The following is a 25637-nucleotide window of genomic DNA, read 5'->3' as shown; positions in this document are numbered from 1 at the left end:
CCCCGCCACCAGAAGGGAGTACGCGATGGGCGAGCAGAGCAGTACCGCGACAGCGGTAGAGATGCACGGCATCACCAAGGCATTCGACGGGGTGGTCGTCCTGGACAACGTCGACTTCGAGGTCCGCCGCGGCGAGGTCCATGCGCTCGCGGGGGGCAACGGCGCAGGAAAGTCGACGCTCATGAAGATCCTCCAAGGGGTCTACCGGGCCGACGAAGGGGAAATCCGCGTCGACGGCGAGCCCGTAGACATCAACTCCATCCAGAGCGCGCGAGCAGCGGGCATCGGCATGGTGTTCCAGGAGTTCAGCCTGGTGCCGACTCTGACCGTGGCACAAAACATCTATCTGGCCGACGAGCCCGCTGGAAGGTTCGGTCTCATTGACGACCGAGCTGCCGTCGCGAAAGCCGCGGAGGTCTTTGCCACCATGGAGGTCTCAGTCAACCCGAAGGCGATGGTTGCCAGCCTCGGAACTGCTTACTGGCAGCTCACCGAAATCGCCAAGGCGCTGGCCCAGAATGCCCAGATCCTCATCATGGACGAGCCCACGGCGAGCCTGGCCAAGCACGAGACCGAGGCGCTTTTCGACCTCATCGGCCGGATCAAAGAGCGCGGAATCTCGATCATCTACATCTCCCACCGGATGGACGAGATCTACCGAATCGCCGACCGCATCACCATTCTTCGCGATGGGAAGCGCCTCCTCACCGAGCCGCTGGCTGCGGTCACGCCCGAGCAGATCGTCGAGGGGATTGTCGGCAAGAAGATCGAAGGTCAGATGAACTACCGCGAACGGGAGGGTCTCGACCAGCGGGAGGCCCTGCTGGAAGTATCCGGGCTGACCAGTGGTCCCCTGGTGCAGGACGTGTCATTCACCGTCCACGCAGGCGAGATCATCGGGCTCGCCGGCCTCATGGGTAGTGGACGCACCGAGCTCGCCCGGACCCTCTTCGGGATCGACAAGGCCACGAGCGGAACCATCCGCCTGCGGGGCAGGGAGATCACCGTTAACGACCCCCGCGCCGCGATCGGTCACGGACTCGCGCTCATCCCGGAGGACCGTCGCGAGCAAGGACTGGTCCTGGACCATTCCGTACGCGAGAACCTGCTCCTCCCCCTGCTGGGGAAGCTCAAGAAGGGTCCGCTGCTCGACGGGAAGGCGGGAAAGGCCATGTCCTCCAGCCTCATTCAGCGGTTTGCCATCAAGGCAACCAACCCGAATCGGCCCATCCGTCTGCTCTCGGGCGGCAACCAACAGAAGGTCGTGATCGCCAAGTGGCTGGGCACCGAACCCGACGTCCTCATCCTTGACGAACCCACCGCGGGAGTGGACATCGGGACCAAGTCCGAGATTCTCGACATGGTCCGCGCCCTCGCTGATGTCGGCAAGGCCGTCATCCTCATCTCCTCGGAGTACCCCGAGCTCCTCGCGGTCAGCGACCGCATCCTCATCCTGCGTGACGGCTCTGTGACCCGCGATCTGCGGCGGAGCGAGATCGCCGACGAGGAATCCCTTCAACTGGCCGTTCAAGGAGTCTGACCCATGGTCACCATCGCACCGAACCAAGAGAACACCGCACTGGGCTCATTTCAGAGCCGCATGTCCACGATCGACTGGCGCCGCTACGTCATCTACATCGGCTTCCTGGTCGTCTTTGCCTTCTTCGCAGTCCTGTTGCGGGACCAAGGCTTTCTCTCCTCCAACAACCTGCTCAACATCTTCCGCCAGACCGCGACGATCACGGTCATCGCTGTGGGTATGACCTACGTGATCGCCTGTGCCGAGATCGACCTGTCCGTGGGCTCAGTGGCAGGACTGTCGAGCGTCGTGACCGCCATGGCTATTTCCAGCTGGGGTCTCATCCCGGGCGTCCTCGCCGGACTCGCGGTGGGCCTTGCCGTGGGCGCGGTGAACGGTGCCCTGGTGAGCCTGCTCGGTATCCCGTCCTTCCTTGTGACGCTGGGCATGCTCGGCATCGCCGCAGGGGTGGCGCAATGGATAACCTCCTCGGCGCCGCAGCCCATCCTGAACGACACGTTCAACCTGATCTTCGGTGGTGGAAACTTCGGTCCAGTTCCCGGCCTGCTCGCGTGGAGCGCCATCTTCGTGACCATCGGCGCCATCGTGCTGGCCAAGACGCGCTTCGGCCGTCAGGTGCTCGCGACAGGCGGCAACCGCACCGCGGCTCAGTTCACTGGGGTGAACACACGCAGGATCAAGTTCCAGGTGCTGCTCCTCTCCGCCACGGTCGCCAGCTTTGCCGGAATGCTCTATGCGGGCCGGCTGCAGTCTGGACGGTTCCAGTGGGGCGCAGGCGACGAGCTGTCCGCCATCGCGGCGGTGATCCTCGGCGGCACCAGCCTCTTCGGGGGCGCAGGATCGGTGGTCGGCACGCTCGTCGGTGCGCTGCTCATCGGCCTGATCAACAACGGCCTGATTCTTGCCGGACTCGACAGCAGCCAGCAGCAGGTCGTCCGCGGCGTCATCATCATCCTGGCTGTCGCGCTCGCGCGGAAGAAGTGAGTCGCATGCCCGCACTGCGAGCTGGAATCATCGGCGCCGGCTTCATCGGCGGTGTGCACGCGTATGCCGTGCGAGCAAGCGGAGGAGTGGTGACGCAAGTCGCCGACCACTCCCCCGAGGCAGCCACCCACGCCGCGGTTCGGCTCGGAGCCAGGTCAGGCGCCGAGTCCCCCGAGGCACTCATCGCCTCCGACGACGTCGACGTCGTGCACATCTGCACACCGAATGACACGCACTACGACCTGGCGCTCGCCGCAATGCAGGCCGGGAAGGCGGTCATCTGCGAGAAGCCGCTGGCCACCTCGGTGGAGCGCGCCGCCCTGCTGGCCGAGACGGCCGAGTCCACGGGCGCGGTCACCGCAGTGCCGTTCATCTACCGCTTCTACCCCTCCGTCCGTGAGGCGAGGCACCGCATCTCCAGCGGACAGGCGGGAGACCTGTGGATGCTGCACGGCTCGTATCTCCAGGACTGGCTCTCCGGCTCACAGGAAACGAACTGGAGGGTGGACCCGGCCATCGGCGGTGGGTCGCGAGCCTTCGGCGACATCGGTGTCCACTGGTGCGACGTCATGGAGTTCACCACCGGACACCGCATCACACGTCTCGTGTCCCGGATGTCCCAGGCCCACGCCAGCCGGGCAGGCACCGACGGCAGTTCGGTGGTGGGCACCGAGGACGGCGCGACCGTGATGTTCGAGACCGACCGCGGCGCGACCGGCTCGGTGGTAGCCAGCCAGGTATCGCTGGGCCGCAAGAACCGGCTCTGGTTCTCCTTCGACGGGACCGAGGCGGCTTACGTCTTCGACCAGGAGCTCCCGGACTCTCTGTGGATCGGTGGGCGGTCCTCCAGCCAGATAGTCCCCCGTGGGCCGGATACGTTCACCGCCGGTGGCGGCGCCGACTACTCGCGCCTGCCTGCCGGGCACCCACAGGGGTACCAGGACAGCTTCACCGCGTTCATGGCGGATGCGTATGCCGCGGTGTCCGGCCCGCGGCCCGAGGGGCTTCCCAGTTTCAGCGACGGCCACCGGGCCGCCGTCATCACCGAGGCCGTCCTGGCCTCGGCTGCGAAGGACTCCTGGGTGGAGGTGCCCTCGTGAAACTCGGGTTCCTCACGGCCTGCCTTCCGGACCGGCCCCTCGAAGACATTGCCAGGTGGGCGGCGGAGCACGACTATGAGGCGCTGGAGGTGGCAGCTTGGCCGGCACTTGGTGATCGACCGTTCACAGCGAGCCACATCGTGGCTGAGTCGTTCACCGACGGCGAGGCCGAGAAGATCCGTGCGCTGTTCGAACACCACGATCTCACCCTGTCGTCCCTTGCGTTCTACGACAACAACCTTCACCCGGACCTTCGGGAACGACAGGCGATCAACGACCACGTCATCGCGTGCATCGATGCTGCCGCTCTCCTCGATGTCCCTACCGTCGGGACGTTCATCGGCCGCCATCCTGGCCAGAGCGTGGCGGACAACCTTCGCGAGGCCGAGAGGATCTTCCCGCGACTCGTGGACCACGCCGGCCAGAAGGGCGTCAAGCTCGTCATCGAGAACTGCGTCATGGAGGGCTGGCACCCCGACGGTTATCCCGGAAACCTTGCGTACTCCCCTGAGCTCTGGGAGTGGATGTTCGGGCTGGGCCTCTACCTGAACTACGACCCGTCCCACCTGGTCTGGATGGGCATCGACCCTGTGGAGGCGCTGCGCCCCTACGTGGACCGCGTCGCGCACGCCCAGGCCAAGGACATCGAGCTGTTCCCGCACAAGCGGAACCGGTTCGGCTGGCCCGGGATCGCAGACAAGAGCGCGGACCCGTGGGACGTCGGTTGGTGGCGGTACCGCATCCCYGGTCGCGGTCAGGTCGACTGGAACGGCGTCGTGGACACGCTCTACGAGGGCGGGTTCGACGGCGTGCTGTCGGTGGAGCACGAGGACCCGGTCTGGGGCGGCAGCGAGGCCCGGATCGAAACCGGGCTGCTCGTCGCACATCACACCTTGCGACCACTCATCATCGCCTGACCCCCACGACTCGAACGGAGGCCCCCATGGCTGACATCTTCCTCGACGCCCACCAGCGGGAGACGACAGAGGCGGCAATGGCCCGGATCATCCCGACTGACGACACACCCGGCGCACGCGAGGCCGGCACGATCGACTTCCTCGACCGCTACCTGTCTGGCATCGACTACATCTACGCCCTTCCCGACGGGACCGGGTTCGAGACGCTCACTGGACTGCGCGCGCAGGCCTGGCAGCAACGGGTCGACCACGCGCGTGCGGTGTACGTCGCAGGGGTCGTCGAGCTCGACAAGCGTGCCAACGACGCCCACGGAAGGTCCTTCGTCAAGCTCGATGACGCCGAGCAGGACGACATCCTTCGCGGGCTCGAGCATGGCACGAGCGCTCCGACCATCAACTACGGGGGGCCCGAAGAGCCGGCGCTGCAGCAGACCAGCGCCGAGTCCGACCTCGACTTCTTCGGCCTGCTCGTGACGCACACCCGCCAGGGCTTCCTGGCAGATCCGATCTACGGCGGCAACCGTGGCCAGGTCGGCTGGCAGACCATCGGCTTCCCCGGGCCGAAGGATCTCGCGGAGGTGCACACCGGCCGCTACACCACCCACCAGTACTTCTCTGACAACCCGACCCACCGCAGCCTGGAGGAGTCCTCATGACCATCCCCGCGACCAAGCCCGAGAGAGTCGATGCCGTGATCATCGGCGCCGGTGCCTCCGGGGCAGCCGCGGCCAAGGTGCTCACCGAGGGTGGCATGCGCGTGGTCGCCCTCGAGAAGGGGCCCTGGCGCACCAAGGAGTCCTTCGGCGGAGACGAGCTGGCCAACGTCAACCGCTACAACCTCTGGCCCGATCCACTGCTGAACCCCCGCACATCGCGGCGCGACACCGAGAGCGAGGCGGAGGTCGACCTCTTCTGCCCGGTTCCGCAGATGGTCGGTGGCGGGACGGTCCACTGGCAGGGGTGGCTCCCCCGATTCACCGAGAACGACTTCCGCCTGCGCAGCATCGCGGGCGAACTGCCCGGGACCTCACTTGCCGACTGGCCGATCACGTACGCCGAGCTGGAGCCCTACTACGACAAGGTCGAGTGGGCCTTCGGAGTCTCGGGACAGGCCGGAGCGAACGCGTTCGAGTCCTTCCGTTCCCGGGGCTACCCCTGCCCGCCGATGCCCCAGTCCCGCTACGCCGAGAAGTTCCACCTCGGCTGCGAACAACTCGGCTGGAACTCCTTCCCGACTCCGCAGGCGGCCCTGTCTCAGCCGTTCAACGGGCGGCCCGCCACGGTCATCAGCGCCTTCGCGCAGCAGCACGGCGATCCCAGTGGCACCCGGTCCAGCGCACTGAACGTGTTCATCCCCGATGCTGTCGCCACGGGCCGGTACGACCTTCGGGCGGACTCCTACGTTCGCGAGCTCACGGTCGACTCTCAAGGTCGCATCCAGAGCGCCGTGTACGAGGACTCCGCGGGTCGACTCGTGGAGCAGGAGGCCGATGTCTTCATCCTTGCCTGCGGCGCCGTGGAGACCGCCCGGCTGATGTTGCTGTCGACCTCCTCGAGGTTCCCCAACGGACTCGCCAACGGCAACGACCTCGTGGGGCGCAACGTCACCTTCCATGAGTACAGCGCGTCGGTCGGCACCTTCGAGGACCCGATCAATGCCTGGGCCGGCGGCGGCTATGTCAGCGCGAGCAGCTTCCAGTTCTACGAGCACGACGACTCCAGGGGGTTCGTCAGTGGTGGGCACATTGCTGCCGCCGGAGTCGGCATACCACTGCCCATCAACTGGGGACTGCCGGGTCGACCCACCTGGGGCGCCGAGGCCAAGCAGAACGATCGCGACTACTTCAGCCACAGCATGGCGGTCGCCATGGTCCTGCACGACATGCCGCAGCACGACAACCGGGTCGACCTCGACCCCAACGTCAAGGATGCCTGGGGACTGCCCGTCGCCCGCATCACCCTTCAAACCCACCAGAACGACATCGACCAGGGCAGGTTCCTGGTCGACCGGTGCGGGGAGATCCTCGACGCTGCGGGGGCCAAGCAGGTCGACCGCGTCTACGCCGAGAAGGTGACAGGCAACTGTTCTCACCAGCACGGCACCGCCCGGATGGGTGACGACCCCGCATTGTCAGTACTGGACCGCAACTGCCGCGCCCACGAGGTCGACAACCTGTTCGTTGTCGACGGCTCTCCGTTCCCCACGGCAACAGGAGCGAACCCGACACTCACCATCATGGCCAACGCCTGGCGGGTCTGCGACCACATCTTGTCGAACCGAGCGAGCTAGTCAGAGACACGAAGACTCCGACCGGGTACTGCACGTCACAGGAGCACCACCCAAGGAGAAAATCACCCAAGGCTCTGTGGTGGGCGCTGACTGGCGATCGCCCGGATATCGACCCGGCGACATCCCGAATTGGCGGCATCCGGCGTCCGGCCGGGCGTCTCATGCGTTTCTGCCTCGTCCCAGGTGTCCCAAGCGGTCCCGCTCGTCCCGGAGCCCTCGACGCCCGCTGGCTACGCATTTGGCTACAGGTGCCAACGCCAGAGGCCCTCTCCTCGAAAGGAAAGGGCCTCTGACCTGCTACTTCGTGGTAGCGGGGGCAGGATTTGAACCTGCGACCTCCGGGTTATGAGCCAGCCCTGCCCACGTCTCAAACGTCCCGCAAACTCTCACCTGCCGCACGAAATCTCGGTGTCGAGTCCCAGTCGTCGCGCCGCGTCGCACGCCGTCCCTCCACCTCCCGGTTACACATTTGGCTACACCTCCCCGCCTAGCAGTCACGTCTGGCCATGGGCGTGCTCGGAGTACCCGCCAGCCGGTACAACACAGCGCGCAGGTCGCTGATGCACCGACGCAGGCACGTGTCGATCAGGTTGGATCAGGACGTGGGCTGACCCGTACGCGCCAGGCGCTGCGACAAGAGGTCACCGGACACATTTGACGAACAAGGTTCGTCCCGATCCGCGCCTGGACTTGCACCCGATCATCAGCACCTGGTCGGCCGTGCGCACGAGACTGAACCCCTCCTGGCTTGCCGCTGGCCGCCGAACGGAGCACCTGAGACACAGTTCKAAGTGTCTCGTCGTCGACGAACTGTGCACAGAACGGGGCAGCTGTCGCGGCGGATGGAGGTTGCGCAGACCCAATTGCCGAGTCCGCGCGAGACGCACTGTCCGTATGTGACCCGTTCGCGCCGCTGCACCCGGTCATCGCGCCCGCCGTCACGACGGCTAAGCACAACGCCGAGACACCCTCGCGCGCGTGCTGCCAACCCGCTCCGGCTCGGAGGCCCCTCATCCTCCATGTCGCTCCCTTCCCCAAAGGGGACGGCTGGGATGCGACAGTCCGCGGCAAGACGGTCGTGATCAACTACAAACAAGAGCGTGGACGCGGAACTCTTCCTTCGCAGGGCCCTTGGCCATCGGCGTTTTGCTTGGGCGCTCTGGCCGGACTTGCGACCGCCTCAGGCGTCGGGCGGCATTCAGTCCGTACCGCCCCACAGCTGGTTCAAGAAGAAGTCGAAAAGAAGCGGGTCGAATCGCTCGTCTTCAAGGGCCGAGTACATGCCCGGCAAGATCGGGAGCTTGCCTGCGATAGTGGCAAGGAGCATTTCGATCCGCAGGTTCGCAGAGGGTGCCTCCTCCCAGCGGGTCTGCATCGCTCGGCTGAATTCTCGCCCGGCAATGGGGGCAGTCAGGTCATGTTTGTTCGCCGCGCGAAGGATTGACGCGGTGATGGGTTCGGCGTAAAACCGGCCATCCGCCCAGAACGCAGGATCGAGGACTTTCGCGACGGGGGGCGTGAACTCAGCATCAAGTTTGCCTTCGCTGCGCAGCCACTGCAGCCCGGAAGCTACAGATGCGAAGATCTGAGCATCGGTAAGGGCGACGGAACCCAGGACGCTTTCGGGACCAAGCGGCAGTGTTGCGTCATTCAATCCCCAAAAGAGACCAGTCGTGAGGCCGTTGCCATTGAGGACCTCCGCACGATCGATCAGTTCGCTGGCAATCTCCTCACCGCGGCGACCGTAGTCGTGCAGCAAGGACCGTTCCCAGCACCACGGGCAATCGTTCTCGTCCATGTTAGGAAGAAGGAGATCTTCCACGCTGTGCAAGGTCCGCTCAGACTCGCCCATCTGGTGCACAAGGTTGGCGATCGTCTGTCGCATCTTCCTTGAGGTGGGACGGCAGACCCCAACAAGGACATGGACGATTGTGGGTGACAGGTCGTGGCTGAGCATCGCGAGCCGGTACCCCCGCAGACGGCTACCGCTGATGATGGCGTCATCGACGATCAGAACGCGTCCTGTGCTGAGGAGTTCGCGCTCACCAGCATCGAGGGTGTGGAACTCCTCGGCATTTCGGTTGATCACTGGCAAGCCGGTGTACTTGGAAGCCTTGTCTCCCAGCGTGACAGCGGCGTCATGTTGCGGGGTCAGGATGACATCGACCGACGTGCGGAGCCGGCGGGCCTTGTCGCGGAAGCGGGCAATGAACTCCGGCTCGTTCTGAAGAATGCTCACATCGATGTAGACGCCGTGGTGTCTGGGGCGGCGGGAGAGCCCGCGGACGGGTTCGTCCCGATGGACGGTGAAGGCGTTCGATCCTTCATACCGACCCATGAAGTCAATGGCGGGATTGAACGCGTTGATGTTGAGCTCAGCTGCGATCGGGTGCGAAATTTCCACTTGGTAGCTGTCGCGCCCAATGATGAGTGCCGGGCTGGATCCTCTTCGGTCCTGTCGGCACTTTTGGCAGTCGGACGCGTCGACGCGTCCGAGGTCGTCGTCGAGCTGCGCGAGGATTCGGTTCAGCCGTCCGACCTGCAGCGCCTGATCCTCGTTGCCCGCGCCGAAGATCCCCACGGACGTGATCTGGTCGAAGCGAAGCCGTTCGGCGAGAGTCCGGCCGCGCAGGGCGAGGCTGCCCGTGCCGACGACACTGACTAGCACCAACGCGTGAGTTCTGTGTTCGGGGTTGGGCAGCGCGGCTTCGACCTGTCTGTGTGCCACTTCGACGAGTTCGTCGTCATACCCCCGCATGGGGTGGACCACCGCGACTTGGCGGTCAGTTTCGAGTCCGGTCTCGCGAACGTACTGGGCAAGGTGGAGGCCGACAACGCTGATTGTGCTGCTGTCGAGCAACACCACTGTTCTCTCCTCGACGAACGGAAGAAGCCAGAACGCTGCCGCATCCAGTTGGTCGGGAAGCCGCAGGATGGACTGGACGCGTAGGAACGATCGGTAGTGCTGACCATTAGGGCCTTCGTAGTGAAACGAATCGTTTTCGGGCAGCCTGCCGCGTGGGTCATTCGCGTAAGTGGTCAGTTCGGCGCGGGCCATGTGCGCCAGCAGAGTGCGGGCGTGTCCGGTCGCGCCGGGTGCATGCTCAGGGACGCTGGCCAGCGAGATTTGATGTTCCGCCCCAGCCCAGGCGACGACATACAAGGGAACCCGGGCTCGCCTCCTCAAGACCTCCAGCCCGGGGGCCATTAGTCCGTCACGCGGCAGGTAGGCGGTCTCGTCGCCTGGGTGCACGCGCAGGAAGATGGCCTGGGCGTGCGTGGTGACGACGGGGTCTAGCCGTTGCCACTGTTCGTCCAGGTCGGTGACATCGAAGTGCCGGGGCAGGCATACCAAAAGGATGTCGTTCCAGGATGCGTCAGACGACTCGACTTCGAGGGCGCCCGTGAAGGTTCGGCTGCCGAAGGCAGCGACATTGATCCGCACCGTCAGCTCAATTCAAAGGGGAGCTGGGGTTCAGAGGGGATCCAGGGCACCAGGAGAGTTAGTGCTGTTCCTCCCAGCAGGGCTCGGGCGTCCGGGCGGATCGTGATGCTGAGCAGGTCATCGTCGGGCGCATCGATGAAGTGTTTGGTCGCTTCGACTCGACCGGTCCGGATGGCTAGGAACGCGCGAAGGTCACGGGTTGCTTCTTGTACCTTGGACAGTCCTACGCCTGCCCAGGAGCCTGCGGGGGCTTCTTCGCTCATGCGGAATGCTCGACGGACGAGTGTGGCCTCGTCGTCAAAGTTGCTGGCGTAGATATTGACTCTGCTGCCATAGTGCGCGGAGATGCCAACGCCGCTGTCGGCAACAGTGAACTCGGCGAACTGGGTGTCGGACAGGTCGGACCTCAGCGACCTTTGCAACGCGGAGAAGTAGTCCGCTAATGGACCGGTTGTGCCGGCGAGGGCCGCACGCTGCTCCCTGAAGTGGTAGCGCTTGATGGACATGTAAGCCAAGCCAGGAATTCGTTCCCCCCTGAGGTCGCGGGTCGCGTGAACTCGGGCGTTTTCCAACGTTTCGGCGGCGAAGTCACGCACGGACTTCAGCAAGACGGGGGATGGTCCGGACGTTGGTGCATCGAAGCCGGTGAGCCCCATGGCGGTCAGTCCGTTGGCCAGGAGCGTCTTCAAGGCTGGCGTGGGAAGCTCGTCAGGCCGGCGCGCGATGGCGTCCAGCAGTGGAAGGCCCAGCATCTGGTGGTCGTAGAAGTAGACACGGAGGTCCGGCGTCGCCAGAGTGCCCTGGTTTTGCTCAAGGTGCGCCACCTGGGCTTTGCGAAGTTCGCGAGTGCGGTCTGCACCGTTGTGGACGACGCGACCGCTCATGCGCCCTAGAAGGTAGTAGGCGAGTTCGGAGGTCGCTCCGGCCGGAAGGGAATCGCCACGAACGCTCGGTGGAAACATCAAGTCGGGGCGCGCCCGCGCGAGATTCTGTCGGGCGAGCCAACCGAGAAGTCTGGCTTCAGCGCCGAACGACACTGGCGTGGTGGACTGCGATAGACCGGCTAGTTCCACGAACTGCACGGTTCGCCCCTGAGTCGCTGCTGCGTGTTCTTCAACGAGGTCCGCGGATAGGGGGACGGTCAATCGGACGTGCCTGCCGGAGGGTGCCAAACTGGCCGGTGGGCGGCTCATATGTCCGCCCGCTCGGGCACTAGGTAGCGCGCCAAGAACGAACGTAAACCCGGCCTGGGCAACGTGCGGCCGGATCTGCTGGATGAGCACGCCAGCACAGCGACGCACGCGCCATTGGGTATGCAGTCAGGTCCCACCAGCCAACCGTCCGTCCCCATGCGTGGAACGTAGCGCGATCGGGGTGGGCTACGCGACCGTTTGGGCCATCCGTGCGGTCGATCCGGCCGCCCGAATGCGGACAACCGTGTAAGCGCAGGTACGAGCGAGCCTGCGCGCCAACGAGCGGTTCGTCACGTCGCGGAGAACGCCTGCGCGGGGTGTACCCAGGCTCAGGGGACGGATGGTGAGTCGGTTCCAGCTGTGCTTGCAACTGCCAACGGAAGAGACCGTTCTCGAAGGCGATGGCCTAGCAGACGGTGAGATGCACATTCGGTGTGATTGCCCCCATTGTGTTCTCATTCGGTAAAGATTCTCCATTTCGCGACGGAAACAGAGGCTGGCGAGGATCGTCGCATTCTCAGCCCACGCGCCGGCAGTCGTCCGAGAGGACGATGAGCGTCAACCCTTCCAGGGTGTGCAGCGTGCGTGCAGTCAAGGGTTCCTGACTTTGGACCGTCGCTGAAGTGGGTCCTTCGAACCGTTGACGGGCGCGCGAACACCCCGATACTGAGACTGAAGGGTCGACGGTCGCACCCCCACGCAGTGCGACCGCGGTTGCACCGGCGCTGCGGCCGCAAATTACCGCACGGAGGGGGTGTTCATTGTGGACGAGCAGGCAAGCATGTCAACGCCAGAAGCGGATGAGCCAGAGCACAACGCTGCCGACTGGGCGGCAAAGGCATCGGGCACCGAGATGGCGTGGCTGGAGGAAAGCAAGGACGAGTACGGGGAGGGGGCGGCGAAGACTATTCCGTACTCGCGGCGGCCGCCGACGGACCCGGATGAGTTGGTGTTCGAGGGGCCGTGTCCTCGATGCCCGCACTCGTTCGTATACGTGTGGCCGTTGGCGTATGTGCGAGCTGCCGGCCCCGCCTTTCGGAAGACAAGAACCGTGCCCGTCCGGTGCCAGTGCGAGGGCACGCACCCAGGCCGGCCGCCGGAGAAAAAGGGTGGCTGTGGAGCGTTCTGGACCGTGGAGGTGAACGAATGAGCGGGCAACTGCCGGTCAGTGGTGGGTCCGCGTCCACGGCTCAGCTGCGCGATGCGGAGGCGGTACTTGCGGCCAGGCAGGGGGAGCTGGAGGCGACGCGTGCGGTTGCGGAGAAATGGCAGGCGGGCCTGGCCACGTTGGTGGCCGTGGTGATCGGGCTGTCGTTCACGTCTCTGTCCGATGCGGTGCGGGGCATGGCTGGCCCGTTCGACGTGATCGTTGCGTTGGTGTTGTTGGTCGCGTTCGGTGCCGCGGTCACCTCGTTGCTGCTGGCGCTCCGTGCTTCTGGTGGGTTCCCCAAGCTCGTCGTGACATCAACCAGTCAAAGCCAGGACCGTGCCGCGCACTTGGAGGCAGTGAGGGCAACCCAGCTGCTTAGGTGGGCGGTCATCCTCACGCTGGTCGTCCTGCTGTTGTTCGCGGTCGTCGTTGGCATGTTGTGGTTCGCGCCGGAGCCTGAAGGACCCTCCGCTGAAATACGAACGAGTACTGATAAGGCGTGCGGGGGCGCGGAAGTGTCCGGCGACCATGTCATCGTCACCGCAGCCGACAAGACCGTTCACGTGCTCGCCCTGTCAGACATCAAATCGTGGTCAAGCGTCGGCAAGTGCCCATGAGCGCCCTCTGGCCGGGCGCCCAGGATGACGACGATGCGCCCAGGCCGGGAGATCTGCCGATGCGTCCCAGACGGCGGTGAGCGACGCGCAGGACCGTCTGGCGTTGTTGTGGGCCGCAGGACGGAACCCGGACGCGGTCGAGCTTGGCGTCGAGCACTTCCACTCCCTATACCCGTCGATGCGCGACGACCCGACGTTTGGTCCGATGACTGCCGAAACCGAGGCGGGGTTGCGTGCCACCGGAACCATGACCGGCGAACTGGTCCGATCTGTGAAGCGGCTGGTCGCACGCAACGCTGACGCGCCATGGGTAAACGAGCTGACCCAGGCGGTGGCCGGTGTCGTTGTGGGGGCAGTTCGTGGAGGTGAGGTGTCTGCGGCCACGCTGCGATTCCCGGACCGGTCCCACCTGCTGCTGGTCGACCACGGCATGGCCGCGGTGACGTGGTTGGCCGCGAGCATGGTCGCCATCCTCGGACGGGACCGCCCCGCCGGCGAAAGCCAAAGTGGCTCCGGTGAAGAAGCACTTGGCGAAGCGTGCGCATTTCGCCTCGCGTTGAGTCGGGCAGCAGCTGGTGGCAGCGCGAACCTGATTCCACCCATGGTCCTGTCAGTCGACGAGCTTCGTGTCGCGGGTGCGTTCGCGTTGGAAATGGACGCTTTCGTGGTCGCTCACGAGGTTGCGCACGTACTCCTCGGTCACCTGAATGCTGGCGCTAAAGAGGTCGGCGTTGTCGGTGGTTCGAACCGATTGATGGGAAAGCAGGCCGCGCAAGAGCTCGCCGCAGACGAGCTGGCTTTGCGGCTCATGTTCGCTGACGCCGGCACGGATGCGGTGACTAGCCAGGTCGCGACCATCCGGCTGGGCGCGGTGCGTCTGTTTCTGTCTGTCCTCCAGGAGTACGAGCAGACGTGCTTCCTTCGGCTGCCGTCGTCCCATCCGCCAGCACCCGTTCGGTGGCAGTCGCTGCGCGACAAGCAGCTCATCGAATGGTTCCCCGATGTGGACGACCGCATCAGCGCTGTGGAACCGTTCCTGAACGCGCTCGGGAACTTGGCGGGCACCCCGCGGTCAGAAGACCCCTACATCGTCGACGACAGACTTCGGGACCGGCTGGATGCAAGGTTGTGGTCGGTCGACGAGTGGACGCAGGTCGGTCAGGTTGCCCGAATGCTGTGCACCACAGTTACCGACGCGGACCTCGTTCTGGATGCATGGGGTCGGCGCCACCCAGACCTTGATGCGCGAGTCTTCGCTGCGCGCACCGTGCCCCTGATGCTGGACCAACCGGCCGTACACGCGCTCGTGCGCCAAGCCATCGAGCATGGGCGGGCAATCAGCCGCCTCGAGGCAACGGCGGCGCTGCTGTCCTGCGAACCCATCACCGAGGTCACCGCCCTGCACCCTCGTGACCCGTTCCCAGCCTGGACGATGTCGATCATGGCGCAGGAAGCCCTTCGCGCCACGCTGATCAGCCATCAGGGCGTGCACCTCTGAGCGCGCCCGGGCCGTTCCGACGCGCTGCATACCAACAAGGGCTGCCTCGCGCGGCTGCAGGTCTCGGTTCCGGCTCGTACGGTTAGGGCATGTACGACCACGGCCCAAGGCTCATCGGCTGAGGTGCAATCGCAACCTTGGAATCAGGCGTCCGACTGAAGATCGGAAGGTTACCCACCGCGCCCATCAACTAGTGGTCAGGCGTCAAGGCGACGGGCTAGGGCTCGGGTTCGGTCGGCTGACCGTCGTCGCGGCGCTTGACCGCGGCGAGCAGCATCTGGGCGACGTCGACGACCTCGACGTCGGCGCCCTTGCCCTCGGACTGCGCAGCGGTCAGGCCGTCGGACATCATCACGCGGCAGAACGGGCAGCCGATCGCGATCCGCTCCGCGCCGGTGCCGATGGCCTCCTCGGTGCGGTTGGTGTTGATCCGCGTGCCGAGCTTCTCCTCCATCCACATGCGCGCACCACCGGCACCGCAGCAGAACGACTTCTCCTTGGTGCGCTCCATCTCCTTGAGCTCGACACCGGGCAGGGCGCCGATCAGCTCGCGCGGCGGGGCGTAGACACCGTTGTGCCGGCCGAGGTAGCAGGGGTCGTGGTAAGTCACGGTCTCCGCGGTGGAGGCGACGTCCTTGTTCGAGGACTTGCCGGGCACGTCGGCCGGGCGGGCCACCGGGACCAGCTTCTTCTCGCGGACCAGCCGGTTGAGCAGCTGGGTGTGGTGGACCACCTCGTACTTGCCGCCGAGCTGCGGGTACTCGTTCTTGATGGTGTTGAAGCAGTGCGCGCAGGTGACGACGATCTTGGTGGCGCCGACCTCGTTGAGGGTCTCGACGTTCTGCTGGGCGAGCATCTGGAAGAGGAACTCGTTGCCGGCCCGTCGCGCGGAGTCACCCGTGCAGGACTCGCCATCGCCGAGGATCGCGAAGGTGACCCCGGCCTGGTCGAGCAGCTCGGCCACGGCGCGGGTGGTCTTCTTGGCGCGGTCCTCATACGCGCCGGCGCAACCGACCCAGAACAGGTAGTCGACGTCGTCGGCCGAGTCGACGTCCTGGCCCAGGATCTTGACCTCGAAGGGCAGGTCCTTGGCCCAGTCGAGCCGGGCCCGGGCGGCCATGCCCCACGGGTTGCCCTTGTTCTCGAGGTTCTTGAACAGCCCGTTGAGCTCGTTGGGGAAGGCGCTCTCGATGAGGTTCTGGTAGCGGCGCATGTCGACGATGGCGTCGACGTGCTCGATGTCGACCGGGCACTGCTCGACGCAGGCACCGCAGGTGGTGCAGGACCAGAGCACGTCCTGGTCGATGACCGCGTCGGGGCCGTGCGGGTTGTAGGCCCCCAGCGGGTTGGTGATGTCGTAGCCGGTGTCACCGATGAGCGGCACCTCTGACAATGCAGTCAGCGCGGCGGCGCCCTCACCGAGCGCGGACCGCTCGGACTCGGTGGCGAGCAGCCAGGGCGCCTTGGCGTGCGCGTGGTCGCGCAGCGCCATCACGAGCATCTTGGGCGACAGCGGCTTGTCGGTGTTCCAGGCCGGGCACTGGGACTGGCAGCGGCCGCACTCGGTGCAGGTGCTGAAGTCGAGCAGGCCCTTCCAGGTGAAGTCCTCGACCTTGCCGACGCCGAGGGCGGCGTCCTCGTCGAGGTCCTCGATGTTCTCGAAGTCGACCGGCTCGCCCTTGACCATCAGCGGCCGGAGCTCACCGAGCGAGGTGCGGCCGTCGGCGTGCCGCTTGAGGAAGATGTTGAAGAAGGCCAGGAAGCGGTGCCACGCGACGCCCATGGTCGGCTGCAGGGAGATGGTGATCATCCAGGCGAACGAGATCAGGATCTTCACCGCGGCGACGACCACGATGACGTTCTCGAGGGTGCTGACCGAGGCGCCGTCGAAGAGCCCGCCCAGCCACCCGGTCAGCGGGTAGTGCAGCGCGTTCGCGTGGCCCACGGCGGTGGTCCCGGTCGTCCCGCCGAGCTTCTCAAGCRCGTACTCCAGCGCCCGCAGGCTGATGATGCAGATCGTGACGCCGAGGATGGTCAGCTCCACGTAGTAGGCCTGCCACYAGGTCGACCCGAAGAACCGCGACCGGCGCCCGCCCTCGCCCGCGGCCGAGCGCGGGTGGTTCCTCTGCCGGATCACCATCAGCGCCACGATCCCCACGAGGCCGGTCCACGCGAAGAACTCGGTGACCCACTCGTAGAGGAAGAAGTGCCCGATCACCGGCAGCGTGAAGTCCGCCTTGACCAGCTGGCCGAACGCGTTCAGCAGCGTGAAGAACAGCACCCCGAAGCTGATCATCGTGAACCAGTGCGCCACCGCGACGACCGGCAGCCGCGACATCCGGGTGTGCCCGAGGAACTCGCGCAGCAGCGTCACGGTGCGGGTGCCCTTGTCGCCGGTGCGGGTGGCATCGGGCTCGCCGAGGCGGAAGACGGCCAGGAACTGCCGGACCACCCGCGCGAACAAGGCGATACCCGTGAGGGCGACGGCGAGGCACACCACGAGCGCGACGATCTGAAGCACAGACATGCTGCTCACCTCCTTGTCACAAGCAGAGCCGCACGGCAGCCCCGCCTTAGCTTGGGCGCCACATCGTCCTCCACCGGCCGAGGCGACCTGCCGGTCGAACACACCATCCGGACCCGGGGCTCTCCACGTTCGTACCGTGGGGAACACTCATGTCGGCGGCTATTCGAAGTCAGCGTCGCGGCGTTCCAGAAATGAGGAGATCCCCTCGCGAACGTCGGGGGAGAACAGGGTGATCATCTCCATCGCCAAGCTCGCCTCGAAAGCCGGCATGGCGAGCCGCAGCCAACTGTTCAGCGAGCGGCGGGTCCACTTGATCGCCTGCTGCGGCCCGGTGGCCAGTTGGTTCGCTATTCGCAAGGCCTCGTCAAGCACCTCCTCGCGGGGCACAGCCTTGCTGACAAGTCCGATCTGGTCGGCGGTACGGCCGTCCAGACGATCAGCGGTAAGGAGGTAGTACTTCGCCTTGGCCATGCCGCACAACAGCGGCCAGATCAGTGCGGCATGGTCACCAGCCACGAGCCCGATGTTGATGTGCCCGTCGGTGAACTCGATGTCCTCGCCGATGATGCTGATGTCCGCCATGAGGCCGACGACTAGTCCAGCTCCTGCGGCGGGGCCATTGATGGCGGAGATGATCGGCTTGTCACACCCGATCATGTTCTCGACCAGCTTGCGGGCTTCCTCGAGCGAGGTCACGACGCTGGGATAGTCCCCCACCTTCTGGAGTTCCTCCTGCAGGTCACCCCCGGCGCAGAACGCCTTTCCGGCCCCAGTTACCACGGCCACCCGCGTCTCCGGGTCATCGGAGATGTCTGGCCAGACCCTGACGAACTCCTTGAGCATCACCTTGTCGGCCGCGTTGTACCTGTCCGGGCGATTGATGGTGACGACCAGCACGCCGTTGTCCCGCCGCTCAAACGTGAGTCGCTCGTAGGTACTGAAATCCATCGTGTTACCAACCTCTACCGTCAGGCCCTTTGATCACACAGTACACGAATGATCAAGTCTGCAAACTGTCTTAACTTTAGTGCGGGAGGTGACACGGTCGCTGACTCGCCATGCTCCCACCCCCTGCCCTTCCGTCACTAGACGCCAGTGAGGCTTAAGTCCGTGACCCCGAGTTCGGCGAAGGCGGCCGAGACCGAGCTGAGCAGCAACTCCGTGTGAGTCACAGCGGCAGGGTCGATGGTGAAGCCCAGCGTGCAGAGTCCCTCGTACGAGACAAGAACCGCCATGATCGGTATGCCGGGCAACGGTCCGAAGGCATAGAAGCGGGACACGTGCACTCCCGCGAGGTAGACCGCGCTCCTGGGACCGACGACGTTGCTGGCCTGGAGGTCCACCCGCGCGGCATATGCGCCCAGTGCGGTGGTCGCTAAGCGGGGCGGCACCTGGTGCAGCAGGGATGCCAGCCGTACCGGCGCGTCGACTCCGGGCTCGGCTCGTCGCGCCGCGATGAGATGGCGCACCGCATCGAGTCGTTCGAAAGGGTCTTCCACGGAGCACGGTCCAGGGATCACACCGGCACTGAAGTGATTGCCACTCTCGGTGGACGCGTCACGTGAGATGTTGATGGGAAAGGCTACATTGACGTCGACCACCTGCTCTCCGGACGCCTCCTGGTACGTACGCAGACCTCCGAGCAGGCCTGCGATGAATACGTCGTTCACCGTTGCTGAGCGACCAGCGCCGACGGCCCGAATTTGCGCCAACGGCATCTCGATGGTCGCGAATCGGCGTGCCCGGCTGCGTGACCGCAGGAGGGGAGACCCCGGGGCACCCGCCGCCGTGTAGATCCTGGCCACCGATCGGGCATACCGGTTGGCGTGCACCACGGTGCCGGTCGGGTGCCACGACGCGTCGAGAGCTAGGCGCACTGCGGAGTCGACGCGACGCCGACGCGCCTCGAGCACTTGTGAGGTAGTACGGACCCACCGCTCTCCGGAAATCCGGATCCCCGAACCCATGTGTTCCAGCGCCGGAAGCTCCTCCCGCGAAGGATGCGGTTCCAGGTCGATTAAATGGGTCATCATGCGAAGCAAACGCAGGCCGTCAGCGATCGCGTGGTGCACGCGCAGGACAAGCACCGCACGCTGGCCCTTCACGCCCGTGACCAAAGTGGCGTCCCACAATGGCTTCGCGGGGTCGAAGGGAACCGTCGCGTAGCTGGAGGCGAACTGGAGCACGTCGCTGACCGATCCGTCACCAGGTGCTCCCACCTGTCGGATGTGGCTGGCCGCGTCGAACGCCTCGTCCCCGACCCACGTCTGGTGGGAGCCCGTCCAGCTGGTGGCCTTCGCCACGCGCTGGCGCATGCGGGGAACGACCCGTGAAGCGCGCTCAAAAGCCTCGGCTAGGGCGTCGGACTCCGGGATCCCGTCCAACACCAGGGCAGAACTCATGATCGCCCGGGTCGTGGGATCTGCATCTCCCTTGAGCAGCAGGGCGTCGAGAGGTGCCACCAGCTCAGCCAGATAGTGCGACATACTCGCCTTTCGTCAGCCTGGTGCCCGTCGGTCCTCACCCACGCCATCGGAATGCGACAGCACTTGGTCGCGCAGGACGAATTTCTGGATCTTGCCGCTTGGCGTGCGCGGTAGCTCTTCCCGCACGCGCACCACCTCGGGGTAGAACTGTTTGGCCACGCCGCGCTCCTCGAGGAACCTCCCAAGAGCCGCGACGGAGGGCATCTCCGAACCGGGGACGGGCACGATGCAGGCGCACGCGATCTCGCCCAGGCGGTCGTCGGGTAAAGGCACGAGTGCAACCTCCTTGACCGCCGGGTGGGTGATCAAGAGGTTCTCTATCTCCACGACGGGGATGTTTTCCCCGCCTCGGATGATGAGGTCCTTGGTGCGCCCGCAGATCCGGATACTGCCGTGCTCATCGAGCACCCGCGCCCGGTCGCCCGTCCTGAGGAAGCCGGACTCGGTGATGGCGTCCTGATCCAGGTCTGGACGCTTGTAGTAGCCGCGGAAGAGCCCGGGTCCCCGGATCAGAAGGTCACCTTCCGCGCCGACGGCCACTGGATCGCCAGCCGGGTCCACCACGATCACGTCAGCGCGCGCGATCGGACGGCCATCGGTGGAACTTGCCGCGCGCGGGTCATCTCCCACGGTTGTTGCGGTTCCCACGGGGTACTCGGTCATGCCCCAGACCGCGACGACGTGGCACTGGTGCTCGCGCACCGCGCGCTGCACGAGCGAGGGTGGGATGGGCGCGCCGCCACAGACGAAGACGTTCGGGAACGAGGGGGACGGCCGTCGGCTGGCCGCGTCGAGGAGGTCACTCAGGAAGGGGGTGGCCCCCATGGTGAAGGTGACGTCGTATCGTTCGACGAGGTCCAGCGCCTGCTCTGCATCCCAGGACTCGAGAAGCACCACGTCACCGGCGCCCCGTAATGGCATGAGGATTCCCCACGTAAAACCGGTCAGGTGTCCGAAAGGCGACATCACTAGGGAGGTAAGACCGGCGCCGTACTGCGCGTGGACGACGAGGTCGTCGATCGCCGCATGCATAGAGGCATGCGAATGCATGACCCCCTTCGGCTCACCGGTGGTTCCTGAAGTGAAGGCGAGAACAGCAGTGGCGGCGGGATCGATGTCAGCGGCTGGGACAACCCCATGCGGGGCGGAGAGGAGATCCCGGCTCGACAAAGCGCCGTCCGCGTCACCCTCCCCTACGCGGATGATGTGGTTCAGCGACGGCAACCGATCCCGGAGCCTTGTCGCCATCGAGAGATAGTCGAAGCGACGGTAGCTCGCCGGCACGACCAGCACCTTGCATTCGGTCCGCTGCAATATGAAGGCGAGCTCGCGCTCGCGGTAGATGGTCGTGATCGGACAGACGACTGCCCCGAGGCGAGCCGCTGCGTAGGTGTAGATCACGGCCTCGGTCCAGTTGGGAAGCTGAAGGCAGATGACGTCGTTCACGCCCAGACCGAGAGCGGCAAGTTGGGCGCTTGCACTGATCACTGTGGAAAGGAGGTCTTGGTAGTCCAGCTCAACCCAATCCACCGCATCTCGGAGCCCAGAGAGGGCGCGCCGCCCGGGGTCGCTCGACTCAGCGGCACGCAGAAGCGACCCAAATAGGGAGTCGCCGACGCTTAGGTTGAGGTCGGCAGCCGTGCTTAAGGCCTGCGTGAGCTCAGTCATTCGGATTACCACTTGGGTTAACGGGTTTTGTCGCGTGCGGCGTCGAGTGTCGCTCCAACCACTCCAAGACCCCCGGCATGGTCTGACGACGTGCGACCGAACCCATCAACGCACCGGCATGACCACCGGGCACCCGCAGGATCTCTACGTCCTTGGACCCTAGGAGCTCAGCCAAGGGCTCGGAGTTAGCCGGCGGGACGAACTCGTCACGCTCCGCTATCACCAGGAGGGCGGCAGCAGTGATGGCGTCGAGGCGAACGGGCCGCCGGCTCAACTCGGCCCTTCCGGTGGCAAGCTGGTTCTCCCGTACGTAATAGGTAACCATCTGCAGGAATGCCGGCCCGGCCATCGCGCGGTGGTTCCATGCCCAGTGGTTCACGGCCCGGTGGGCCTCCACGTAGTCGTCTCGCCACAGGTGTTCCCACAGGGTGACGTACTGCACGAGGTCCGACGTCGGGGCCATCAGGCGGAACATGGCGCGGACGGCCTCAGCAGGCACCAAGCCTGTGTGCTCGTCGATGGCGTCCTCGGCACGCATCTTGCCGTCGCGGTAGCGCTCCATGAATGGAGGCGCGTGCGTGTAGTCGCATGGCGGCGTGAACAGAAGCACGTTACGCGCAGGGATGTCCTTCCGACTACCCAGCGCAAGGAGGGCCATGAGCGACCCCATGCAGTAGGCACCCAGCGAGACCTCCGTCGCCTGGGCGGTCCTGCAGACAGCGTCGATCGCGTGGACGAAGTACTCGTCGAGGTAGGTCTCCAGCGTGTGGTCCCCCTCGGCGGCCTCAGGGCGTCCCCAGTCGAACAGGAACACGTCGAAGCCTTTGCCGATGAGGACCTCGGCCCACGAGTTGCCCGGATGAAGGTCGAAGATCGCGGAGTCGCCCATAAGTCCTAGGAAAAGCATCACCGGCGGACCAAGGCGCACATGGTCGTTGCGGTAGCGCCATAGTTCTGCCTTGCCAAGCGACCACACCTGGTCCTTCGGCGTGAGGTTCACCCCCGGTGGAGGCGTCCTGGCGATGAGCTTGATCCCCTTGCGTGCGCGCAGCTGGGTACGCTCAACCTCCCTCCGGATTCCCCGAGCAGCGTCGATCGCGGTGCCGACGGGATTCACGACCGCCCCCGCTGGTCACGCGCAGCCTGAGCGCGGGAGCGCCTCATAGCACTGATTTCCCGCTCAACCGCGTGGAGCCCCTGACGCAGTTCGCGCACTTCCGAGTTGGTTGGCATGCCGAGCAGGTGCAAACCGTATCCCGCAACCGCCTGGACCGGCTTGACCACGGCACGTACGAGTCGGCCGGCCTTGAGAGTCCCCGACTGAAACTCCGTAGAACTGGTCAAGCTCGCCAGCGGTTCGCCCACGCGGTGCTCTACCTCGTCGAAGACTCGACGCCACAGCGGAGACGGCTCTTTGCCCATCTCACTCCGCTCCGTCCTGTACGGGGTTCGCGCGGCGCACCAGTCCGTTGGTGTATTGCGTGTAGTGGGCACTGCGCGGCGAAGCCCGCACGAACGTGCGCATCTCGTCGACGCCGATCGCGCGAGCCCCTGTCCAGGCCTCGCTGGTGCCGTAGTCCTGTGCCGACAGGAAGTCGGAGACCATCCGCGCGGCCCCGGACGCAGCATCGTGAAGAAGGTAATGACCCCAGTTCTTCACGACGCGCAGCCGCGCGTTGGGGAGGTACGCGGCGAGAACGGCAGAATTGGCCATGGGAACCAACCTGTCGTGCGAGCCTGTGAGGAGCAGCGTCGGTTGCTTGACTTCGTGCAGCCACGGGAGGCTGTTGAAGACTGAAAAGGCGGTCATCTGTAGGAAGGACCCGCGCCAGGAAGGTGGCGACTCGTGATGCCACCCGTCCCACTGGTGTCGCAGGGTGTCGCTCTTTTTCTCTGCCGGAGCCAGGTCCACCATCTTCATGGCTATCCGGTAGCCTGACTTGACGTAGTGCCGCAGCGGGGTCATGACGGCCATCAGGGCTACCAGTGAGCCTGGCACCGCGCCAGCGCCACATGAGGTACTGACCAGCACCAGACGCCGCACGCGCTGGGGAAAGTCGTGGGCGAGCTGTTGGGCGACGCCCCCGCCAAGCGAGTACCCGAGGACGTCCACCTCGTCATACCCAAGCTCGTCGAGCACGTGCGCTGCGACCCGGGCGATGTGGGCGACGCTGTAGGGCAGCACGGGCGCATCAGACCGTCCGGCGCCCGGCGCGTCAAAGGAGATGACCTGGCGATCTGGCAGCTGATCCACCAGCTGCCCCCACATTGCGGTGTTTCCCCCTAGGCCATTGATCAAGAGGAGTGGCGGGCCCGAGCCCTGGACCCCCACGTGCACGGTCCGTCCGGCCACGTCGAGGAAGTGTTCGGTCTGAGGCAGGGGTGTGCGTGTCATGCGCTCAACTCGTCAAGCAGCAGATGGTGCACCTGCTGGTCCTGTGCGCGGTGGGTCAGCAGCATCAGGTCGTGGAGGTCCCCGTTACCGTCACGGACGAAGTCAGCCAGCAAGGCCTCCGGCTCGAACCCCAGGTCCTGGAACATTGCTACGAGCGCTTCCTGCTCCGCTACCACCTCGATGTAGGCGTGGCTACAGCCCTGTTCGAGGGCCTCCATCAACGCGGCTTGGGCGAGAAGTCGCCCGACCCCTTGACGTCGGTGTGAGGAGCTCACCAGGACGCGCAGTTCCGCCACGTGAGAGGACCAACCACGCCCGAGGAAGACGCCCGCCATGCCGACGATGACACCCTTCGGCAGGTGCGCAATCAGGCGGTGGACTCCCGGCTCCGAGACCATGGTGGCAAACCTAGATTCGGAAGTCTCTAGGGCCTCCTTCAGAAACCGACGCTCGCCCTCCGCCACCGTGGCCGCAAAGAGGGCGAACTCCTCCGCGTCCGCAACGGTCAGACGGCGCACGGAAATCGGGCGATCGGCGGCCTCCGGCTCAGGCATGGCGTTGAGTATAAGTTTCAGTAGCGCAAAGGTCAAACTTTTTACGCTCGGTTGAAGACGCGCGGATTGTCAACGGCGGAGGGCGTAGTCCTTCAGCAACGACCGGCCGATGATCATCTTCTGGATCTCAGCCGTGCCCTCACCAATCAAGAGGAAGGCTGCCTCGCGATACAGCCGCTCGATCTCGTACTCCTTGGAGTAGCCGTAGCCGCCGTGGATCCGGAAGGCCTGCTCCACGACCTCGTTGCAGAGCTCTGCCGCAAGGTACTTCGCCATGCCCGCCTCTACGTCATTGCGGTTGCCCTGATCCTTGAGTCGGGCAGCGCGGACCGTCATCGAGTGGGCAGCCTCCACCTTGGTCGCCATCTCGGCCAACTGGAACAGCACGGCCTGATGCTGGGCAATCGGCTTGCCGAAGGTCTCACGTTGCTGTGCATAGGCGATCGCCAGCTCAAACGCTCGGTTGGCGACCCCCGTGGCGCGCGAGGCGACGTTGACCCGCCCAACCTCCACACCGTCCATCATCTGGTAAAAGCCCTTGCCCGTTTTCCCACCGAGGACCTGGTCGTCGGAGACGCGGAACTTGTCAAAGACGGCCTCGGTGGTGTCCACGCCCTTGTAGCCCATCTTGTCGATCTTGCCCGGAATCGTGAGGCCAGGAGCGACCTCACCGAAGCCCGGCTCCTTGTCCACGAGGAAGGTCGTCATGTTCTTGTACACCGAATCCGCGCCCTCATCAGTCTTCGTCAAGAGCGCGATCAGGGTCGAGGACCCGCCATTGGTCAGCCACATTTTCTGCCCGGTGATGGAGTAGCCGTCACCGTCCTTCACGGCCTTCGTCCTGATGGCCGACACGTCGGAGCCCATGCCCGGCTCGGACATGGAGAAGGCACCGCGAACCTCGCCCAAGGCCATCCTGGGGAGATACTTCTGCTTCTGCGCTTCCGTTCCGTGCTGCATCAGCATGTAGGCCACGATGAAGTGCGTGTTGATCACGCCAGAGACGCTCATCCACCCACGCGCGATCTCCTCGACGACCAGCGCGTACGTCAGCAGCGACTCGCCCAGCCCGCCGTACTCCTCTGGAATGGTGATCCCGAAGATCCCGAGCTCCTTGAGCCCCTCCACGATCTCGGCCGGGTATTCGTCGGCATGCTCCAGGCGCGACGCCACCGGGATGATCTCGGCGTCCACGAACTGACGCACTGTTTTGAGGATCTCCTGCTGGACGTCGGATAGACCCTCTGTGTGGCACAGGCGAGCCATGCGGCAA

At 65.2% G+C, this 25637-nt stretch carries 18 protein-coding genes; 8 read left to right on the top strand and 10 right to left on the bottom strand.

The annotated features are described in order from the left end of the window. Nucleotides 1-25: 25 nt before the first annotated feature. The 6 genes from AC1DX8_RS02010 to AC1DX8_RS01985 are packed head-to-tail and all read left to right on the top strand — an operon-like array spanning nucleotide 26 to nucleotide 6831. On the top strand, nucleotides 26-1540 hold the full coding sequence (locus tag AC1DX8_RS02010) for a sugar ABC transporter ATP-binding protein (protein WP_477628215.1): 1515 nt from the start codon (nucleotides 26-28) through the stop codon (nucleotides 1538-1540). A 3-nt stretch (nucleotides 1541-1543) separates the two neighbouring features. Continuing rightward, nucleotides 1544-2524 (top strand): ABC transporter permease, encoded by a 981-nt coding sequence (locus AC1DX8_RS02005; protein ID WP_477628214.1) that lies wholly within the window; start codon nucleotides 1544-1546, stop codon nucleotides 2522-2524. A 5-nt stretch (nucleotides 2525-2529) separates the two neighbouring features. Beyond that, nucleotides 2530-3624: a Gfo/Idh/MocA family protein gene (locus AC1DX8_RS02000; protein ID WP_056918303.1), complete on the top strand. Its 1095-nt coding sequence runs from the start codon at nucleotides 2530-2532 to the stop codon at nucleotides 3622-3624. Then, a complete protein-coding gene (locus AC1DX8_RS01995; protein ID WP_477628213.1) occupies nucleotides 3621-4541 on the top strand; it encodes a sugar phosphate isomerase/epimerase family protein in 921 nt (306 codons plus the stop codon). The genes AC1DX8_RS02000 and AC1DX8_RS01995 overlap by 4 nt, the downstream gene beginning before the upstream one ends. 26 nt (nucleotides 4542-4567) lie before the next feature. Continuing rightward, a complete protein-coding gene (locus AC1DX8_RS01990; protein ID WP_056918305.1) occupies nucleotides 4568-5197 on the top strand; it encodes a gluconate 2-dehydrogenase subunit 3 family protein in 630 nt (209 codons plus the stop codon). Beyond that, complete coding sequence (locus AC1DX8_RS01985; protein ID WP_056918306.1) at nucleotides 5194-6831, top strand: GMC family oxidoreductase; 1638 nt, start codon at nucleotides 5194-5196, stop codon at nucleotides 6829-6831. The genes AC1DX8_RS01990 and AC1DX8_RS01985 overlap by 4 nt, the downstream gene beginning before the upstream one ends. A gap of 1198 nt (nucleotides 6832-8029) precedes the next feature. Here AC1DX8_RS01985 and AC1DX8_RS01980 read toward each other — a convergent pair. Continuing rightward, a complete protein-coding gene (locus AC1DX8_RS01980) occupies nucleotides 8030-10276 on the bottom strand; it encodes a hypothetical protein (protein WP_477628212.1) in 2247 nt (748 codons plus the stop codon). 2 nt (nucleotides 10277-10278) lie between these two features. Beyond that, nucleotides 10279-11358, bottom strand: coding sequence for a hypothetical protein (locus tag AC1DX8_RS01975; RefSeq protein ID WP_477628211.1), 1080 nt, complete (start codon nucleotides 11356-11358; stop codon nucleotides 10279-10281). A 1257-nt stretch (nucleotides 11359-12615) separates the two neighbouring features. Between AC1DX8_RS01975 and AC1DX8_RS01970 the strand changes: the two genes are divergently transcribed. Continuing rightward, the gene (locus AC1DX8_RS01970; protein ID WP_477628210.1) at nucleotides 12616-13236 is read left to right on the top strand and encodes a hypothetical protein; all 621 of its coding nucleotides are present in this window, start codon (nucleotides 12616-12618) and stop codon (nucleotides 13234-13236) included. A 76-nt stretch (nucleotides 13237-13312) separates the two neighbouring features. Next, on the top strand, nucleotides 13313-14734 hold the full coding sequence (locus AC1DX8_RS01965; protein WP_477628209.1) for a M48 family metalloprotease: 1422 nt from the start codon (nucleotides 13313-13315) through the stop codon (nucleotides 14732-14734). A 217-nt stretch (nucleotides 14735-14951) separates the two neighbouring features. Here AC1DX8_RS01965 and AC1DX8_RS01960 read toward each other — a convergent pair whose 3' ends face one another. The 8 genes from AC1DX8_RS01960 to AC1DX8_RS01925 form a co-directional block, all read right to left on the bottom strand. Then, nucleotides 14952-17261 carry a (Fe-S)-binding protein gene (locus AC1DX8_RS01960; RefSeq protein ID WP_477628208.1) on the bottom strand — a complete coding sequence of 770 codons (2310 nt, stop codon included), beginning with the start codon at nucleotides 17259-17261 and terminating at the stop codon, nucleotides 14952-14954. A 159-nt stretch (nucleotides 17262-17420) separates the two neighbouring features. After that, nucleotides 17421-18209, bottom strand: a complete 789-nt coding sequence (locus tag AC1DX8_RS01955) for an enoyl-CoA hydratase/isomerase family protein (protein WP_477628207.1) — start codon at nucleotides 18207-18209, stop codon at nucleotides 17421-17423. A 137-nt stretch (nucleotides 18210-18346) separates the two neighbouring features. Continuing rightward, nucleotides 18347-19663 (bottom strand): wax ester/triacylglycerol synthase domain-containing protein, encoded by a 1317-nt coding sequence (locus tag AC1DX8_RS01950; protein WP_477628231.1) that lies wholly within the window; start codon nucleotides 19661-19663, stop codon nucleotides 18347-18349. Between the two features lie 96 nt (nucleotides 19664-19759). Beyond that, nucleotides 19760-21415: an AMP-binding protein gene (locus AC1DX8_RS01945; protein WP_477628206.1), complete on the bottom strand. Its 1656-nt coding sequence runs from the start codon at nucleotides 21413-21415 to the stop codon at nucleotides 19760-19762. Then, nucleotides 21408-22532: a hypothetical protein gene (locus tag AC1DX8_RS01940; RefSeq protein ID WP_477628205.1), complete on the bottom strand. Its 1125-nt coding sequence runs from the start codon at nucleotides 22530-22532 to the stop codon at nucleotides 21408-21410. The genes AC1DX8_RS01945 and AC1DX8_RS01940 overlap by 8 nt, the downstream gene beginning before the upstream one ends. A gap of 306 nt (nucleotides 22533-22838) precedes the next feature. After that, on the bottom strand, nucleotides 22839-23810 hold the full coding sequence (locus tag AC1DX8_RS01935; protein WP_477628204.1) for an alpha/beta fold hydrolase: 972 nt from the start codon (nucleotides 23808-23810) through the stop codon (nucleotides 22839-22841). Then, on the bottom strand, nucleotides 23807-24364 hold the full coding sequence (locus AC1DX8_RS01930) for an N-acetyltransferase family protein (protein WP_477628203.1): 558 nt from the start codon (nucleotides 24362-24364) through the stop codon (nucleotides 23807-23809). Before AC1DX8_RS01930 ends, AC1DX8_RS01935 begins: the two co-directional genes overlap by 4 nt. Before the next feature lie 69 nt (nucleotides 24365-24433). Next, nucleotides 24434-25630 (bottom strand): acyl-CoA dehydrogenase family protein, encoded by a 1197-nt coding sequence (locus tag AC1DX8_RS01925; protein ID WP_477628202.1) that lies wholly within the window; start codon nucleotides 25628-25630, stop codon nucleotides 24434-24436. Between the last annotated feature and the right edge of the window lie 7 nt (nucleotides 25631-25637).

The organism is Pedococcus sp. P2_A3 (assembly GCF_056405035.1).
The sequence above is the reverse complement of the archived record's forward strand: the minus strand, read 5'-3'. Positions and strand labels throughout refer to the sequence as shown.

What these genes read in the sequence shown, in the direction of transcription:
- AC1DX8_RS01950 (WP_477628231.1), bottom strand. Translation starts at nt 19,663, where the DNA reads ATGAGTTCTGCCCTGGTGTTGGACGGGATCCCGGAGTCCGACGCCCTA.
- AC1DX8_RS01970 (WP_477628210.1), top strand. Translation starts at nt 12,616, where the DNA reads ATGAGCGGGCAACTGCCGGTCAGTGGTGGGTCCGCGTCCACGGCTCAG.
- AC1DX8_RS01990 (WP_056918305.1), top strand. Translation starts at nt 4,568, where the DNA reads ATGGCTGACATCTTCCTCGACGCCCACCAGCGGGAGACGACAGAGGCG.
- AC1DX8_RS01935 (WP_477628204.1), bottom strand. Translation starts at nt 23,810, where the DNA reads ATGACACGCACACCCCTGCCTCAGACCGAACACTTCCTCGACGTGGCC.
- AC1DX8_RS02005 (WP_477628214.1), top strand. Translation starts at nt 1,544, where the DNA reads ATGGTCACCATCGCACCGAACCAAGAGAACACCGCACTGGGCTCATTT.
- AC1DX8_RS01930 (WP_477628203.1), bottom strand. Translation starts at nt 24,364, where the DNA reads ATGCCTGAGCCGGAGGCCGCCGATCGCCCGATTTCCGTGCGCCGTCTG.
- AC1DX8_RS01925 (WP_477628202.1), bottom strand. Translation starts at nt 25,630, where the DNA reads ATGGCTCGCCTGTGCCACACAGAGGGTCTATCCGACGTCCAGCAGGAG.
- AC1DX8_RS01945 (WP_477628206.1), bottom strand. Translation starts at nt 21,415, where the DNA reads ATGACTGAGCTCACGCAGGCCTTAAGCACGGCTGCCGACCTCAACCTA.
- AC1DX8_RS02000 (WP_056918303.1), top strand. Translation starts at nt 2,530, where the DNA reads ATGCCCGCACTGCGAGCTGGAATCATCGGCGCCGGCTTCATCGGCGGT.
- AC1DX8_RS01985 (WP_056918306.1), top strand. Translation starts at nt 5,194, where the DNA reads ATGACCATCCCCGCGACCAAGCCCGAGAGAGTCGATGCCGTGATCATC.
- AC1DX8_RS02010 (WP_477628215.1), top strand. Translation starts at nt 26, where the DNA reads ATGGGCGAGCAGAGCAGTACCGCGACAGCGGTAGAGATGCACGGCATC.
- AC1DX8_RS01955 (WP_477628207.1), bottom strand. Translation starts at nt 18,209, where the DNA reads ATGGATTTCAGTACCTACGAGCGACTCACGTTTGAGCGGCGGGACAAC.